The sequence below is a fragment of the Pseudoramibacter faecis genome (assembly GCF_036289405.1).
GTDB classification, from domain to species: domain Bacteria; phylum Bacillota; class Clostridia; order Eubacteriales; family Eubacteriaceae; genus Pseudoramibacter; species Pseudoramibacter faecis.
In genome coordinates this window covers 21,087-35,659 of record NZ_JAYFFI010000010.1, presented here as the reverse complement: position 1 = coordinate 35,659, position 14,573 = coordinate 21,087, and the positions used below count along the sequence as shown (strand labels likewise).

The window sequence follows — 14,573 nt, the reverse complement described above, 5'->3', positions numbered from 1 at the left end:
GCGGCTGCCGGGTCAGGCCCGGTCTGCTGTCGGCTGCGACGGCGCGAGCTGCTTCGCAAAAATCCTCCGGAAGAGCATCCGGACGAAGGGCCCGCAGAAAAACAGCTGAAAACAAAGGGCCATCGGGAAATTCATCGCGAGGGTCTGCAGCCAAACCGCCACGATCTGATTCCCCGGATGCTTGAACAAAAGCGTCGCCGCGAGGCTCATCAGCGGGCACATGACGCACACCGTCATCGCCGAGATCCCCAGGATGATCCAGGCGGGATTGTCCCGGCCCGGGGTGAACAGGCGAAAGGTCAGCTTCATCGCTAGCCGCCCGGCCACGAGCATCTCGAGCATGACGGCCACCGGCCACATGATCTTCAGCTCCAAAAAGGCCTTTAAAAAGACGGCGTTCTGCATCCCGCCGATGTTCAGGCAGATATTGTAGCAAATCATCGCGTAGACCATCAGGCCGGCCATCATCAGCGTTAAAATAAAGTCTTGAAATTTGTTCTGGGGCATTTTTCCCTCCGCTATTAATATGAAAATGAATTTAAGCACTAAAAAACAACACACGATGACTGCTCCAGAGTCTTTTTTCGTGTGTTGTTCGCACATGGCTCTTCACGTGTCGTTTCCAATTCGATACCGAAAAAAATCATGTCCTGATTTCATGGCTTATTAAATTGGGATTAGTATAAGCCTTTTATTTTTGTTTGGCAAGAGCTTTTTTTAAATTTTCAAACACGTTTTCATGGTTACAGGCGATTGAAAAGCTTATCGCCCTCCACTGAAAATGATATTTTTTTATCAGAGTCGATAACTCGGCGCCTTCGTGCGCTAGCGTTTTGCCAAGCGCCCTGAATATCCGCCGCTGAATACGGCTGTTTTGGCGCTTTTTCGCCATTCCACCCCTCGTTAATTTTTCTTCAAATGTGCGAGAAACACGCGAACAATGCGCATTGCCCCTTTTTTGTCAAGCTTTTTTCGCCGGCCGTGCACTAAATTTGGAACACCGGCGGCTTAAAGCGAAAGCGTCTCGAGGTCGTCGGGCACGTGCAGATCCCCGGCGTAATAGCATTTTCCTTCCGCGGCGTAGCGGGCTTTGCGGCGGGCGAGATCGCTGTCCTCCGTGTGATAGAGCACCAGATGCCGAACTCCGAGAGCCGCCGCGAGCTCGCAGGCGTTTTTCACCGTGGAATGATGCTTTTCGGCAGGGCGAAAGCGTTCGGCTTCGGCCTCGAGGCAAAAGGCCTCATGCAACAGCCAGTCGGCGCCCCGGGCGTATTTCTCCGCCGGGGGACGGCAGGGCTCGTCGCCGCAGCACACCAGCCGCCGATCCTTTGCATCGGCCATTACAAAGCCGAATTGCTTCGCCTTGACGGAATGGATATCAAAAAAGGTGAACGGCCGGCCGAGGATCTCCCGGGTCTCGCCGTCCGCCACGGGGATCAGGTGAATCCGACCGCCCAGAAAGCGGGTCTCCCCGGGATCCAGCAGGCTGCGGCAAAGGACCGAGATCAGGGTGATGCCTTCGTCGTGGGCGTGAATGCGCGCTTCGCCGGGATAGGCGCCCCTGCCCATTTGCCGGGCGATGCACCGCACCATCCAAATGACGCCGAGCAGATGGTCGATGTGTTTGTGGGTCACCACGATATCGTGAATATCCGCCATATCGATGCCTGCCCGCTCGAGCTGCGCCAAAATCCCGGATCCACCGCCCCCGTCTACCAGCAGGGTCTTATCACCGTCGCGCAGGGCAAAACAGGTATTGTAGCACCGAGTCGCCATGGCGTTGCCCGTGCCTAAAAAAGTACATTGCATCTCGACCTCTCACGCGATATCGCATTGCTCGCCCGATCGTCTTTTGATGCGACAGCGGGTCTTGATCCCATGAACGGCGACCAATCCCCCAGCCAGCGCCGCATAGCACAGCCAGATATTGGTCATCAGGCAGATGGCCGCCAGGCTGACGAAGGCCATCCACACCAGGGTCGAGCGCAGAGAAAACAGATAGCTGGCCTGGCGCTCCTCCTGATAATCCTCGAGCAGATGACGGTATTCCTCCGGCAGCTGATCTTTCAGCGACGCCATGAGCCGGGCCGGGTTTTTAATGTGATACATCACGCGCATCATCCGGGTGATGTCCCGGGCTCCGGGATGAGGATTGTTTTTCATCACCTCTTTAATCGCCTCGTTAAAGCCGTCCCGCTCTTCCTGAACCGCGTCGTTCTCCCGCCGCACCATCAGCAAAATGCCGATGTTCAGCGCGTTGATGGCCAAGAAAAGCCCCAGATACAGCCCCTTGACACCCCAGTCTGCCGGATGCTCGCCCAGGGCCAAAGTCGCCGGCTGGAACAGGGTAATAAGAAACATCAGCAGGAAGTGGAGCAAAATTTCCGAGCTGTTGCCCACAAAGGAATAATAGGTGAAAAAATTGGTGTGGACGTACCAGATCATCCCCAGCACCACAAAGCTGATGAGATAACCCGTGAGCCGGATGACAAAGGCCTGGGTGGCCGCCGAGCGGAGATTGCCCAGCGCCGGCACGGCGATCTCCAGCGCCATGACGGTAATCGCGATGGCGAGCACCGCGTCGAAAAAGGCCAGCATGCGTTCCTGCCGCTTCTCGATTAACGTTTCTCTGGGATTTTCAAACATGATCCTGCTCCCTTTCCGAATTCTGCCCGCTGACTTCCCACCGCGGCGATCCCAAATCTTCCCGATATTCCAGATAATTCAAAAACACTTTGACCGCAGCTGAAGCCGTCCCGCGATTTTGCAGCGCGAGACCAATCTGACGATACGCCGGGTGATCCAGCGGGCGAATCACCACGTTGTAGGGGATGCGGCGCAAAATCAGACTGGGCAGGATGCTGATGCCAAGTCCCTGCTCCACCATGGACATCACCGCATAATCGTCCCAGACCGTGAATTTCACCTGCGGGGTCAGGCCGCGTGCCTCGAAGACGGCCGAAATCTCCGCCTTGCCGCCTTTTTCCAGCAACATGAAGGGCTCCTTGGCAAAGGCCGCCACGGGAAAGGCCGCCCGCCCCGCCAGGGGATGATCCTTGGGGATCACCGCCATGAGCTCGTCCGCCGCGAGGGGAATCGTCTCGAAGGCCGGCCGGGTCGGCAGGCGCAAGAACCCCAAATCCACCCGACCTTCGGCGATCCAGCCCTCAATCTCCGAATAGTCTCCCAGCAAAAGCTCGTAGTCGATGCCGGGATAGTCCTGCTCAAAGCGCTTGATAATGCGGGGCAGCCAATGGGTGGCCACGCTGGAAAAGGTCCCGATGCGGATGAGTCCCTTTTGGATGCCGTTTACCGCGTCTACCTGCTCTTGCATGCGAAAATATGCCTGGCAAAGTCCTCGAGCATAGGGCAAAAGGCGCATGCCGTCGGAGGTCAGGCGCACGCCGGTGCGGTCCCGCTCCAGCAGGATGAGCCGCCATTCGTCCTCGAGGTCGCGGATCATCCGGCTGATGCCCGACTGGGAATAGTCCAGGGCCATAGCCGCCCGAGAAAAGCTCCCCAATTCCACGGTTTTAACAAAGGCCAAATATTTTTGTAAATTAGCGTCGATCATTTATCTGGTTTCCTCATGCTATGTATGCGATTATTTCGTTTTTCAAATCGTTCCCGTTGTGCTAAGCTGGGGGTAATCCTCAAAGAAAGCGAGAATCACCATGCATGCCTTGCAGTTTAGTTCCAACCGCGGCGCCGCCGTCGCCAAATACACCGCCGGTCTTTTGCTCTTCGGCCTCAACGGCATCGTCGCCGATAAAATTCACCTTTTCAGTGCGGCCATCGTTTTCTGGCGCACCCTTTTCGGCACGATGTTTCTGTTCGCGCTCTTTGCGACAAAAAAGCGGCCCCTCTCCCTCAAAAAGCACCGGCAGGACCTGCTTTTCGCCGCACTGTCCGGCGTGGTTATGGGACTGTCATGGATCTTTTTATACGAGGCGTACCGGCGCATCGGCGTGGGACTGTCCTCCATCACCTATTATTGTGGGCCGGTGCTCGTGATGCTCTGTGCGCCTTTTGTTTTCCGGGAGCAGCTCTCCCCCCGCCAAATCCTCTGCTTTGCCACCGTGTTTGCCGGCATTCTTCTGGTTTCGCTTCCGGGCTTGACGGACTATTCCCGCATAAGTGCGGTAGGCCTCGCCTGCGGCTTTGCCTCCGCTGTCCTCCATGCGCTGATGGTTATCTTCACGATGAAGGCGCCGCACATCACCGGGCTTAAAAACGCCCTGCTCCAGCTGGCGGTCAGCTTTCTAACGGTGGCGCTTTATCTGTTGCCGACCCAGGGGCTCACGTTTCCCGTCGGGGGCGGCCAGTGGTTTTGGATGCTCTTTTTGGGCATCGTGAACACCGGCATGGGTTGCTATCTATATTTTTCTGATCTGGCCCGCCTCCCCGTCGACACCGTGTCGATCCTCGGATATCTGGAGCCGCTGTCGGCGGTGGTTTTCGCGGTGATCCTCCTCGGCGAACGCCTGAGCCTGGGCGAGCTTTTCGGCGGCCTCTTGATTTTAGGTGGTGCTGTGCTCGCCATTCGGCGCGCGCGAGCCCCAACTGCCATGAGCCGCCCTGTGCAGTGTACCATACTGGGCCCATCCTTTTAAAGCCGGAACACAAAAAACCGGCCAGAGCCGGTTAAATATTGAGAAATCAAATTCAAAATCATTCGGCATCCCCGCCGTCTTACAGCAGCGTGATGGAATAAAGTGACAGCCGCGCGGCGGTCACCGTGATAAAGGCGAGAGTGATCGCCCACTTCACCGAGCGGTGCCAATTAGTATAATACCACATGAGAAAAACGCCGACAGGCCAGATGAGCATCAACATCGCAACGACAGGCCACACAACAGGCATGCCTTTTTTACTTAACGTCATCGTATTGGACCTCCCTTTTTCTTTGGTGCCCCCATCCTACGCCCTCCCTCCCGCCGCGTCAACCGGATGACAAATAATTAGCCGCCAATGTTTTTATTTCAGTGTAACTTGCACCGGTTACAGGTTCGTCGCCGATTGCCTCCTCGCGGCCGAAAGCCGCTTTGAAAATTTTCATCCGCGGCTGTAGCGCCGAATTATTCCCTGTTCAGGCCAAAATAATCTGCCGAACTTGTGTTATAATATCCATCAAACACAGGTTACCGGCGCCCGCTGCGGCGCTTGATTTGAAACAGGAGCATCGTTATGAAAAAAATGGTTCTGATAGGGCGCTCCGAATGTGGCAAGACCACGCTCAAGCAAGCCCTGAAAGGCAAAAAGATTCAATACGAAAAAACCCAGGCCGTCAATTATTTTGACGTCATCATCGACACGCCGGGCGAATACGCCGAAGAGGCCGACCTCGCTCGCGCCCTGGCTCTGTATTCCTACGAGGCGGATATCGTGGCGCTACTCATCAACGCCTGCGAGCAGTATTCCCTGTATCCCCCGGCCATCGACGGCGTCTCCGCCCGCCCGGTCATTGGCATCGTCACCCAGATCGACGCCCCCGGCGCCAATGTGCCCCAGGCCATCGCGTGGCTCAAGCTCACCGGGGCCAAACCCATTTTCCCGGTATCCTCCTGGACGGGAGAGGGCCTTTGGGACCTGCTCATGTATCTGCGGGAGCCCGGTGATGTCTTCCCTTTCACCAAAGAAGAACTCGAATCCCCCCGGGAGGTGCTCTCCACCAAATATGACGCGCCGAGAATCGGCTCGGAAATCGCCGATATGAGCGATACTGATTTTATCGACATCAACGACAAGCTTCGCGTGTCGGAGAACAAAGCCCATTCCCTGGTTAACCACAAAAACAATATGCACAACAAGCAGCGCGCCTGATGAAATCGCCCGGTGGCTTCGGCCGTCGGTTTTTTATGCGCAGTTTTGTGTTAGATGGCGTTGACTTCCCAGGCTTTTTCCGGTACAATGACTTTATTGTCAAACGACGTTTACTTTTTGCTGCACTTGCACCGTCGATGACGATCCGCCGAGAAAGAGGAGGCTTCCCATGAAATTTACCATTGCCCACGAAACGGCCCGCCGCCTGCGCATCCGCCTGGAACGGCGCAAATTGTCCCGCCTCACCGCGGATAAGCTCCGTCTGACCATCGCCGGATGGCCGGGCATCGACGGGGTGGCCATCACGCCTCAGATCGCCTCCGTCGCCATCGAATATACCGGCGAGCGCAGGGCCCTTCTGACCCGGCTGGCGGCACTGGATCTTTCACGCCTTGCGGTTTCGACCCGATCCCGGCAAAATTTTATCTCCGAGAAACGCTGCCGACAAAAAAAATGCGCTCCCGATCTCAAGCACCGGCAGGCCGGCCGGATTTTGATGAAAGCCGCCTTTGATCTGCTGGCGCCGGCGCCCTTCCAAACCGGCTATCACCTTCTGCAGATGGTCAGACTCGCCGCGCGTTAATCCCGGTTCAAATCCCGGGCTTTTTTTATTTTTTGAGATGGTTTACCGCTGGCAAGTTTTCGCCGCCATGGTACAATAGGAACGTTATCCGGACGAAACGCGCAGATCTGCGCGCAAATCATCCCACGAACCATCTTCTGAAAGGAGGCCGCCATGCCGACTGACATGACCCGGGGACCTATCTTCCCGATGCTGATGCGCTTTATGCTGCCGCTGCTCATCGGCGATATTTTTCAGCGGCTTTACAACATGGCCGACACCATCATCGTCGGCCGCACTCTGGGCGAAAACGCCCTGGCCGCCGTGGGTGCCACCGGTGGCTTTATGTATCTGGTGACGGGCTTCGCCATCGGCATCACCGCCGGCTTTACCGTGCTCACGGCCCAGCGCTACGGCGCGAAGGATGCCGAGGGCGTGCGCGCCTCGGTTTCCGGAGGGATCCTTTTGGGGCTTGGCCTCACGGCGCTGCTCACCGCGCTGTTTCTCCCCATGGTGCCGGTCGTGCTCACCTGGATGAACACCCCGACCGCCATCTTCCCGGACGCGGCCACCTATATAAAAATCATCTGCGCCGGGACCGTCTGCACCGTGTTTTACAACCTGTTCTCAGCCTACCTGCGGGCGGTGGGCAACAGCCGGGCGCCGCTGTTTTTTTTGATTTTCTCCGCCTGCCTGAACGTGGGGCTGGATTTGCTGTTCATCATCCGCTTCGGCATGGGCGTGGCCGGCGCCGCCCGGGCCACCGTGCTGGCCCAGGGGATTTCGGCGCTGCTCTGCGCCCTTTATATCTGGCGGCGGGTGCCCGGGCTGATCCCCCGGAAGAGCGAGTGGCGCCCCCGGGGAGCGGTGCTTCGCTTTGAACTGAAAATGGGCCTGCCCATGGCCCTGCAATACGCCATTACCGATTCGGGCATCATGATTCAGCAGGCGGCCATCAACCTCTTCGGTGCCACGGCAGTCGCCGCTTTCACGGCCGCTTCCAAGATCCAGAGCCTGCTGATGCAGGGCATGATCGCCATGGGCCAGACCATGGCCACCTATTGCGGGCAGAACCGCGGCGCCGGCCGCTTCGACCGGATCAAAGCCGGCGTGCGCCTGGCGGTGATCATCGAGTTGATATATTCGGTGATCGCCATGGGGCTGATGGTTTTCCCCCTGCGCGCGCTGATGGGATTGTTCTTCTCCGGCGACGCGGGGCTGCCGGCGATGATGCCTTGGGCGGGCGCCTACGCCCGCATCTGCATCACCTGCTACGTCCCCCTGGCGATGATTTTTATTTTTCGCAGCGGCATGGAAGGCTGCGGCTACGCCATGCTGCCGCTGGCCTGCGGCCTGACGGAGCTTCTCGCCCGGGGCCTCGCCGCCGCGGCCGGCATGCGGCTGCACAGCTTTCCGGTGGCCGCGGCCTGTGACCCGGCGGCCTGGCTTGCGGCCGGCATTGTCTCCGTGCTTATGTTTCGCTGGATGTTTGCCGATATGCGCCGCAAAGCCGAAGCCCGGCCGGTCCGCCAATCGATTTCGTGAAAGGATTTCCCCATGCACGCATCATCTTCATCATCCGAAAACCCTGCGGCCCGGACGCCGGCACTCGGCTTTCGCCGGACGCTTGCCAACGGCTGGCGCCATTTTTTAACCATCACCCGCCACAAGGCGCTGGTGATGCGCCACTGCTTCCGCGTCGGCCTTTACAAACAGGGCCTGCTCCACGACTTGAGCAAGTACAGTCCCAGCGAATTTATGACCGGGGTGCGCTTTTATACCGGGACCCACAGCCCCAATGCCGAATCCCGCCGCCAAACGGGCATCTCCCGCGCCTGGCTGCACCACAAGGGGCGCAACAAGCACCATTTTGAATATTGGATCGACATGAGTCTCGACGGCGATCACCGGCTGGTCGGCTTTCGCATGCCCTACCGCTACGTGGCCGAAATGTTTTGCGACCGGCTCGCCGCCTCCAAGGTCTACCGGGGCGCGGCCTACGATCCCGGCCATCCCTGGCAGTATTATCACGCCGGCATCGAGGGCTCGCCCTATCTGCATCCTAAAACCCACGAGGAGCTGTCCCGGCTTTTGATCATGCTGCGGGACGAGGGCGAAGCGGCCACCTTTGCCTGGCTCAAAGGAGAGCTGCGCCGCCGCAAACGCGCCCGGGACTACTACGGCTGAGAGGCGTCCGGCATTCAGCCTGAAGGACATTAAAGCACGGCCGCCGACATCCGACACCCCCGGATGTTTTTTATTGCCCGGTTTTGCCGTATCCGTCCTTAGGATACTCTCTTCAAAACGAAGCGCAAGGGCAAGTCGGGGAAATGTGTCCAAAAATCGGGACAGACACTTCTGCCCCGCCGGCTGTTTTTTCGCTTTTCTCGCGTGCGCGCCTTTTATATTTATGTTTTATATATAACAATAATGAAAACCGGCCAAATTGGCCGCATCGGGAGCGCCGGCTGTCCGCGTCGGTTCCTGCCGGACGGGCGCTTTTTGTCCCACCTCTCCCGGAATTTTTGATGCGCCGTCCCCACGCCGATGCCCTTCAGAGAAAGTCGCCGCAGCAAAGGGTAATCCAAAAAATAAAACGCGACCGCCTCCCATCGGACGATCGCGTTTTTTGCCGCGTTTTATTTTAAAGCATCCGGCGCACCGGATGGCCCGCCATCCAGGCCGTGACATTTTCGAACACCATATCGGCCCGGCGGTCAATGGATTCCTTCGTGTCGAAGCCCACATGGGGGGTGCACACCAGATTGGGCGCCCCCAACAGCGGATGACCGGCCGGCAGCGGCGGATCCGCCTCATACACGTCGATGCCCGCCTGGATGCGCCCGGCCCGCAGGGCCGCCGCCAGGGCCTCGGTATCCACCACCGGCCCCCGGGCGGTGTTGATCAGGATCGCTCCGGGCTTCATCGCATTGATGGCCTCCGCGCCAATCAGGCCGCGGGTGTCCGGCGTGAGCGGGGTATGCACCGAGACGATATCCGCCTCGGCCATCACGGCGTCAAGCGGCTTGTAAACCAAGCCGAGAGCCTTTGCCTCGGGCTTTTCGCTGCGGCTGTAGCCGATGAGCCGGCAGCTAAAGGCCTTGAAAATGGCCGCCGTGCGCAGACCGATGGCCCCGGTCCCCACGATGCCAGCGGTCTTGCCCGCCAGCTCGAATCCGGCGAGGTCGCCCTTGCCCGCCCCGGCCTGCACCGCCGCGTCGCAGCAGGTAATATTTCGCAGGCAGGCCAGGGTCAGCCCGATGGCCAGCTCCGCCACGGCGTCGTCGCAATAACCGCCGGTGTTGGCGATCACGATGCCCCGCCGCCTGCAGGTATCCACATCCACGTGGTCGATGCCCACAAAGGCCACGGAGATCATCTTCAGATTCGGCGCCGCGTCGATCACCGCTCCCGGCAGGGGATGATTGGCGATCATCACCACGTCGGCGTCGCCGATGCGCGCGGTCTGTTCGGCCGCGTCCGCCGCCAGCGTATCGTAGGCCGTAAAGGCGTGCCCTTGATCCGTTAGGGTCTTGCCCAGCGCGTCAAGCTTTTCCCGACCGATGCCCAAAGGTTCCAACAAAACAATTTTCATGATTGCCTCCCGTTCTCATCAAAATTTTGGTTTGGTTTTATTGTAGCACAATCCGTGTCCGCCGCGAACCTCAAAAAGCCAACGCGGCCATTGAATTTTTTCGGAGCGGCAGCCTTCCCGACATTGCCCTTGCGCTTGCCGGCATTTCGGCTACAATAAAACCGTCCCCGCTTTTAGCAGCATGCCGCAATTCGAACACACGCCTTCGCCGCCCTTCTCGAAATGAGCATTATCGCTGCAGCCCGTATTTTTATTCCGGCGGCCGGCGATTACGCGCGGGCGCGTCTTTGGCGACATCAGAATCGACAACCGCGACGAGACCGTGCTTCAAAATCGCTCTTCGGGCCGCTTCCGCATCACATCTGCGCACTTCGATAAAATAAATATCCCTGTCGATTGGATGCCCGGCGCCGAAATCCCGCGGGTCGACCATGCCGCCAATCCCGTTAATGCCCACCGGATCCGCATAATAATGGCCGGCCCGCACCGGACGAATCCCTTCCTGCTTCAAGGCCTTCCTGATCTGCCGCCAGGTGTCCCGGTCTTTCTTCTGATAGATCATCGTCATCTTTTGTCGGAAAAACATCGCGCGTCACCTCCTAATTGCGCATCGTTCTCAGGATCGCCTGAAGCAGAGAACTGATCCCGTCCGCCAGTTGCGATATCTTTTGGACGCGAACATAATCGGCGCCGTAAATATCCCGGACATTTTCCACATACATATTGGGTCCGGTGTATACAGCGCCCACATGAATCCCTCCGGCTTTTAATTGTTTCACCGCGCTTTTGGTGCTTTTGATGCCTTCCAGACCGCCGTAGCCCCGATCAAAAATGCTTCCCGTCTCCGGAGGCATCCTGGTGCTGTCATCCGGATGGGCATCCGTCATCACCAGAAGAATCCGTTTTGTTTCGTCATCTCCCCCGGCCATCAGCCGGCCGGCGGCAAGCAATGCCAGACCGTCGCGATTCCACCCGGCGGCGGTGTAATGGAAGATGCCGCTGAGATCCCGATCGCCGTAATCCTTAAGCATCTGCAGCACCGTGTAGCCTCGCAGCGAATGAAAGGCTATGATCCTCGTTTGAATCTGCACATTCGTTAAACTCTTGACCAGAACATGACTTTGCGCGGCAATCTGTTCCTGATACGGCAGCCGGGATGCCGACGCATCCAGGAGGATGGTCACCGCCAGGGCATTCTCGACCTCGTCGCCCGGCCGGGTAAACACCGTCGTTTCCCCGAGCAGCTTCAGCCGATACGCCTTTCGAACATCCAGCCGGCCCGCGCGGGACACGACCGGCAGCGGCGCCATATAGCTCGCCAGAATGGTTTTGAGCGCCGCCGTCAGCTTTCGCGTTGCCGCCGCCATCGCCAGGCGAAACTTTTGATAATAAGCACGGTTCGCCGCTGTCTGCTGCCGCATCTGCCGATTCACCAAAGCGGCTTCCTTCAGCTTCAGATGCGCCGGCGGCGATTTCACCTTCGCAATCCACAGCCGGCAATAGGCGTGATCCTCCGTGCACAAATCGTTTTCCAGGATTTTCATCGCGCCCTCGGGATAAATGCACGGCCCAAAGCACGCCTGGATATACGCCGCATCGCCCGCATCTCGCTCCGATTCGTGACGGTCCCCGAAGCGTCCGCCGCCGGCTTTGTCCGCATCCGAAAAGAACAAATCGTTTCGCGTCAAAAGCGAATCCTGATGGTAGATTTCGCGACGCAGCACCCTGTCGAGAAAATCTTTCAGCGGTCCTGACACGTCGCGTCCCCGCTGCGCCTCCAGATTAAAATCCGAAAAATGAAACCCCGTCATCAAAACATCCTTCAAATGGCTGATGACCGCCTGTGTCGACGCCCCTTTTTGCCGATATGCCAGCATGGCCGCCAGTTTCCTGGCTTTCGGCAAAAGCCGCGGCGGTTTGGCTTCGAGCACCGACGCCCATCGGTAAGCCGCCTGTTCAAAGCCCTGCGCATTCTTCTGCTCGCGATACGCCGTCCGGCGCGCATCTCGCGCCTGCATAAAGCTCCGGGCGTGCTCTTTTCGCAGTGACGTGAGCACAGGGCGCTGCGTCCGCTCCTGATAATAGAGCCAATTTTCTAAGGTCAGCCACACCAGCGTATCGTAGGCCGCCGCCCTCGCGGCATGCTGATAAGAAGCAAAAAACACCGCCATCTCTTCAGGATCCAGCCATTTCAGCGATAACCCGATCACGATATTAAGATAAAAATCCGCCGCATCGTCTTCGCCCAACGCCATAAACGGCGGATCCAGATCATATTGTCCCGCCGCATTCCATATGATGTTCAGGGCTCTTCTCTGCTGCGGGCTGTTATACCGATTCATCATCTTTCAGCCGTTAAACACCAGCGCCGGCGTGAGATCCGACGGCATCCGCGCGCGAATAACGTCTGCGATCAATGCCCGCTCATAGGGATCGAAGCTTTTGTTCACAACACACATTTCCAGCGCCTCGCCCATGGTCAAGCCGTTTCGAACCAATCGCAGACTCTCCAGAATGCCCCGGAGATCCACCGCCCGCTCTGAAATTTCCGCCTGCGCCGCTTTTTTCTGCAGCTCATAAAACAGCGTAACCAGCTGCTCGCCAATCTCGGGCTGGATGTCGGGATGAGCGGTTGCCATCAGTTTTTTCAGATCCGATTCCGCAATAACCGGCATCTCTATCACGGCAAACCGCGACACGAGGGCCTCGTTCAGGTCCCGCGTCCCCGCGTAGCCGTTATTCATCGTGCCGATAAACCGCGTCGCTTCGGAAACGTCGATCTTCTGATACCCCGGCACATCAATGACGCGACGGTAATCGAGGGTCGCGTGCAAAACCGCCAGCGCTTCGTTTTTCGCCATGTTCACTTCATCCAATATGCCAAATCCGCCGCTTCGGGCACAGGCGTAAATCGGTCCCGGCCGGAAAACAACCCGGGACCCGTCATACGTATCGGTCCCGATCAGGTAAGCCGCATCCACATTAATATGAAAGCTCACGTTCCATTCCGGCCTTTCCATGACAAAGGCCAGGCATTCCGCCAGCACATTTTTCCCCGTTGCCTTGGGCCCCGTCAGAAGCAGATTGCTGCCCGCGAGCAGCGCTGCCAACGCCTGGTGCCACACCTTTTCGCCGTAATAAATATATTCCGGTTTCGGCATTCGGTTTTCAAACGCGCTGTCGGGCTGGTTCTCCCGACGGAATTTCCGGACTTTCTCCATAACTTCCGGGGAAACGCCGACCTCCCGGAGCAAGTTGTCCGCCTTCATCACATCATCTCCTTATGTCCGCCGTGCGCTTTATTGATAAGCCATGACCAGAAAAAGCGGCTTGACCGCGACAACCTCATCGTATTCTTTCTGGGAGACCGTCACCTGATCGTTCAGCGCCTTCAAATCCGCCTTCACCGTCTCAAACGCCTCCGCCGCCGTCTCGCACCGCCCCATGCGAATGGCGCGAATCATCCGTTCCAGCACGATGGGATGGGCATAATGCCCCGGAATGGGAAAATGATCGATCGTATCGACATAATCCTCGCACGCCTTTTTGGCCGTCTCGTATTCTTTCGCCGCCGTCCGCTTGTTGCGCCGTCCCGTGGGGAGCACGCCGGCGGCCATAATGGTAAACATGAACGCGATGCCAAACAGCACAAAATAAATCGCGACGCCGCGGTGCTGCATCAAAGCATAAACGCCAAAGGCCACCGCCCCCATCGCGAGCAGCAAAATCACAAGCGCCGCGGTCTTATACGTCGCGCCGATGCTGTCGATCACCCGCTTCTGCCTGGCCGCGGCCGCAAGCCTCTCATAAAGCGCCGGCTGTATCTGCAATGCTTCCTGACATCTTTTCAGGTCGGCAACGGCCTTTTCCGCCGATTCAGACAGGTGCGCACGATACTTTTTTCTCTCTTCCCGCTCCGCCGCCCGAAGTTTCCGTTCTGCTTCTTCACTTTGTGTCGGGATGCCCGGATGATGCCTGGCCATGCGCGCGAGCAGAATATCCACGTTCTGTTCATGCTTGAAATTGCATTGGATCTCCCGGCCGTCTTTTAATTTCACCACGAAATAGGCCATCGATCCGAAAACACCCTTCCCCGTAAAGCCGCCCTTGGACATGGCGATGCGCTTCCATACCCGCGCGATATCTTCATAGCGGACGTAATACCGTCGATCGATAAAAAAACTGTTCAGATACAAAGCCTTCTCACCGATGCCGCAGGGGCCGATTTTCAAGCATTTTCGGCGATCCTGCCGAAGTTCCTCGCTTTCCAGCGGCCGTTTTCCGATCAAAGTCGGTTTGATAAGTCCCATGATCATTCTTTCCTTACATCACAACTTCAGCCATCCAAAAATAACCGCACTTTGCGCCAATCCTCAAAAGCTGATTCTCCGTGCCTTCACGCTATTGCTAAACGCCCTCGGCAAAAAGAGGATCCCCCCCCCGGTGCTTTAGACGCCATCCTGATGGATGGGAACACCCCACTAAAAGAAGATCCTCCGCTGCGGTCCGTCTCTTCGCGCAGGCGTTCATTAAACACAGAACGCCAACGCATCGAGAGACCAACCCGAGCCGTTAAAGAACAGGATCGGGGCC

16 protein-coding genes are annotated in these 14,573 nt (G+C 57.7%); 5 read left to right on the top strand and 11 right to left on the bottom strand.

Going from position 1 to position 14,573, the window contains the following annotated elements; translation table 11 throughout:
• Positions 1–12: 12 nt before the first annotated feature.
• The 5 genes from V3C63_RS07765 to V3C63_RS07745 form a co-directional block, all read right to left on the bottom strand.
• Positions 13–507 (bottom strand): DUF2798 domain-containing protein, encoded by a 495-nt coding sequence (locus V3C63_RS07765; RefSeq protein ID WP_329887227.1) that lies wholly within the window; start codon positions 505–507, stop codon positions 13–15.
• 184 nt (positions 508–691) lie between these two features.
• Complete coding sequence (locus V3C63_RS07760; protein ID WP_329887226.1) at positions 692–892, bottom strand: hypothetical protein; 201 nt, start codon at positions 890–892, stop codon at positions 692–694.
• A 116-nt stretch (positions 893–1,008) separates the two neighbouring features.
• Positions 1,009–1,809 carry an MBL fold metallo-hydrolase gene (locus tag V3C63_RS07755; protein ID WP_329887225.1) on the bottom strand — a complete coding sequence of 267 codons (801 nt, stop codon included), beginning with the start codon at positions 1,807–1,809 and terminating at the stop codon, positions 1,009–1,011.
• Positions 1,810–1,818: 9 nt separating this feature from the next.
• Entirely contained in the window at positions 1,819–2,646 is an 828-nt protein-coding gene (locus V3C63_RS07750) for a TMEM175 family protein (protein WP_329887224.1), read from the bottom strand.
• On the bottom strand, positions 2,639–3,571 hold the full coding sequence (locus V3C63_RS07745) for a LysR family transcriptional regulator (protein ID WP_329887259.1): 933 nt from the start codon (positions 3,569–3,571) through the stop codon (positions 2,639–2,641). Before V3C63_RS07745 ends, V3C63_RS07750 begins: the two co-directional genes overlap by 8 nt.
• 103 nt (positions 3,572–3,674) lie before the next feature.
• Here V3C63_RS07745 and V3C63_RS07740 point away from each other — a divergent pair, with 103 nt between their 5' ends.
• Positions 3,675–4,613 carry a DMT family transporter gene (locus tag V3C63_RS07740; protein WP_329887223.1) on the top strand — a complete coding sequence of 313 codons (939 nt, stop codon included), beginning with the start codon at positions 3,675–3,677 and terminating at the stop codon, positions 4,611–4,613.
• A 79-nt stretch (positions 4,614–4,692) separates the two neighbouring features.
• On the opposite strand, the gene V3C63_RS07735 is transcribed toward V3C63_RS07740, so the two are convergent.
• Positions 4,693–4,884: a hypothetical protein gene (locus tag V3C63_RS07735; protein WP_329887222.1), complete on the bottom strand. Its 192-nt coding sequence runs from the start codon at positions 4,882–4,884 to the stop codon at positions 4,693–4,695.
• Positions 4,885–5,187: 303 nt separating this feature from the next.
• Here V3C63_RS07735 and V3C63_RS07730 point away from each other — a divergent pair, with 303 nt between their 5' ends.
• The 4 genes from V3C63_RS07730 (at position 5,188) to V3C63_RS07715 (ending at position 8,572) form a co-directional block, all read left to right on the top strand.
• The gene (locus V3C63_RS07730; protein WP_425355366.1) at positions 5,188–5,823 is read left to right on the top strand and encodes a EutP/PduV family microcompartment system protein; all 636 of its coding nucleotides are present in this window, start codon (positions 5,188–5,190) and stop codon (positions 5,821–5,823) included.
• A gap of 169 nt (positions 5,824–5,992) precedes the next feature.
• Positions 5,993–6,406, top strand: a complete 414-nt coding sequence (locus V3C63_RS07725) for a hypothetical protein (RefSeq protein WP_329887221.1) — start codon at positions 5,993–5,995, stop codon at positions 6,404–6,406.
• A gap of 153 nt (positions 6,407–6,559) precedes the next feature.
• Entirely contained in the window at positions 6,560–7,930 is a 1,371-nt protein-coding gene (locus V3C63_RS07720; RefSeq protein ID WP_329887220.1) for an MATE family efflux transporter, read from the top strand.
• A 12-nt stretch (positions 7,931–7,942) separates the two neighbouring features.
• On the top strand, positions 7,943–8,572 hold the full coding sequence (locus V3C63_RS07715) for a DUF5662 family protein (RefSeq protein ID WP_329887219.1): 630 nt from the start codon (positions 7,943–7,945) through the stop codon (positions 8,570–8,572).
• Between the two features lie 457 nt (positions 8,573–9,029).
• Here V3C63_RS07715 and V3C63_RS07710 read toward each other — a convergent pair whose 3' ends face one another.
• From V3C63_RS07710 to V3C63_RS07690, 5 genes are all read right to left on the bottom strand, one after another.
• Entirely contained in the window at positions 9,030–9,980 is a 951-nt protein-coding gene (locus tag V3C63_RS07710) for a 2-hydroxyacid dehydrogenase (protein WP_329887218.1), read from the bottom strand.
• A gap of 250 nt (positions 9,981–10,230) precedes the next feature.
• Positions 10,231–10,566 carry a hypothetical protein gene (locus tag V3C63_RS07705; protein WP_329887217.1) on the bottom strand — a complete coding sequence of 112 codons (336 nt, stop codon included), beginning with the start codon at positions 10,564–10,566 and terminating at the stop codon, positions 10,231–10,233.
• Positions 10,567–10,579: 13 nt separating this feature from the next.
• Positions 10,580–12,325 (bottom strand): vWA domain-containing protein, encoded by a 1,746-nt coding sequence (locus V3C63_RS07700; RefSeq protein ID WP_329887216.1) that lies wholly within the window; start codon positions 12,323–12,325, stop codon positions 10,580–10,582.
• A 3-nt stretch (positions 12,326–12,328) separates the two neighbouring features.
• On the bottom strand, positions 12,329–13,249 hold the full coding sequence (locus tag V3C63_RS07695; RefSeq protein ID WP_329887215.1) for a MoxR family ATPase: 921 nt from the start codon (positions 13,247–13,249) through the stop codon (positions 12,329–12,331).
• A gap of 30 nt (positions 13,250–13,279) precedes the next feature.
• Positions 13,280–14,290, bottom strand: a complete 1,011-nt coding sequence (locus tag V3C63_RS07690) for an ATPase P (protein ID WP_329887214.1) — start codon at positions 14,288–14,290, stop codon at positions 13,280–13,282.
• Between the last annotated feature and the right edge of the window lie 283 nt (positions 14,291–14,573).

What these genes read in the sequence shown, in the direction of transcription:
- V3C63_RS07730 (WP_425355366.1), top strand. Translation starts at nt 5,188, where the DNA reads ATGAAAAAAATGGTTCTGATAGGGCGCTCCGAATGTGGCAAGACCACG.
- V3C63_RS07755 (WP_329887225.1), bottom strand. Translation starts at nt 1,809, where the DNA reads ATGCAATGTACTTTTTTAGGCACGGGCAACGCCATGGCGACTCGGTGC.
- V3C63_RS07695 (WP_329887215.1), bottom strand. Translation starts at nt 13,249, where the DNA reads ATGAAGGCGGACAACTTGCTCCGGGAGGTCGGCGTTTCCCCGGAAGTT.
- V3C63_RS07690 (WP_329887214.1), bottom strand. Translation starts at nt 14,290, where the DNA reads ATGGGACTTATCAAACCGACTTTGATCGGAAAACGGCCGCTGGAAAGC.
- V3C63_RS07710 (WP_329887218.1), bottom strand. Translation starts at nt 9,980, where the DNA reads ATGAAAATTGTTTTGTTGGAACCTTTGGGCATCGGTCGGGAAAAGCTT.
- V3C63_RS07740 (WP_329887223.1), top strand. Translation starts at nt 3,675, where the DNA reads ATGCATGCCTTGCAGTTTAGTTCCAACCGCGGCGCCGCCGTCGCCAAA.
- V3C63_RS07725 (WP_329887221.1), top strand. Translation starts at nt 5,993, where the DNA reads ATGAAATTTACCATTGCCCACGAAACGGCCCGCCGCCTGCGCATCCGC.
- V3C63_RS07750 (WP_329887224.1), bottom strand. Translation starts at nt 2,646, where the DNA reads ATGTTTGAAAATCCCAGAGAAACGTTAATCGAGAAGCGGCAGGAACGC.
- V3C63_RS07700 (WP_329887216.1), bottom strand. Translation starts at nt 12,325, where the DNA reads ATGATGAATCGGTATAACAGCCCGCAGCAGAGAAGAGCCCTGAACATC.
- V3C63_RS07735 (WP_329887222.1), bottom strand. Translation starts at nt 4,884, where the DNA reads ATGACGTTAAGTAAAAAAGGCATGCCTGTTGTGTGGCCTGTCGTTGCG.
- V3C63_RS07760 (WP_329887226.1), bottom strand. Translation starts at nt 892, where the DNA reads ATGGCGAAAAAGCGCCAAAACAGCCGTATTCAGCGGCGGATATTCAGG.
- V3C63_RS07765 (WP_329887227.1), bottom strand. Translation starts at nt 507, where the DNA reads ATGCCCCAGAACAAATTTCAAGACTTTATTTTAACGCTGATGATGGCC.
- V3C63_RS07705 (WP_329887217.1), bottom strand. Translation starts at nt 10,566, where the DNA reads ATGTTTTTCCGACAAAAGATGACGATGATCTATCAGAAGAAAGACCGG.
- V3C63_RS07715 (WP_329887219.1), top strand. Translation starts at nt 7,943, where the DNA reads ATGCACGCATCATCTTCATCATCCGAAAACCCTGCGGCCCGGACGCCG.
- V3C63_RS07720 (WP_329887220.1), top strand. Translation starts at nt 6,560, where the DNA reads ATGCCGACTGACATGACCCGGGGACCTATCTTCCCGATGCTGATGCGC.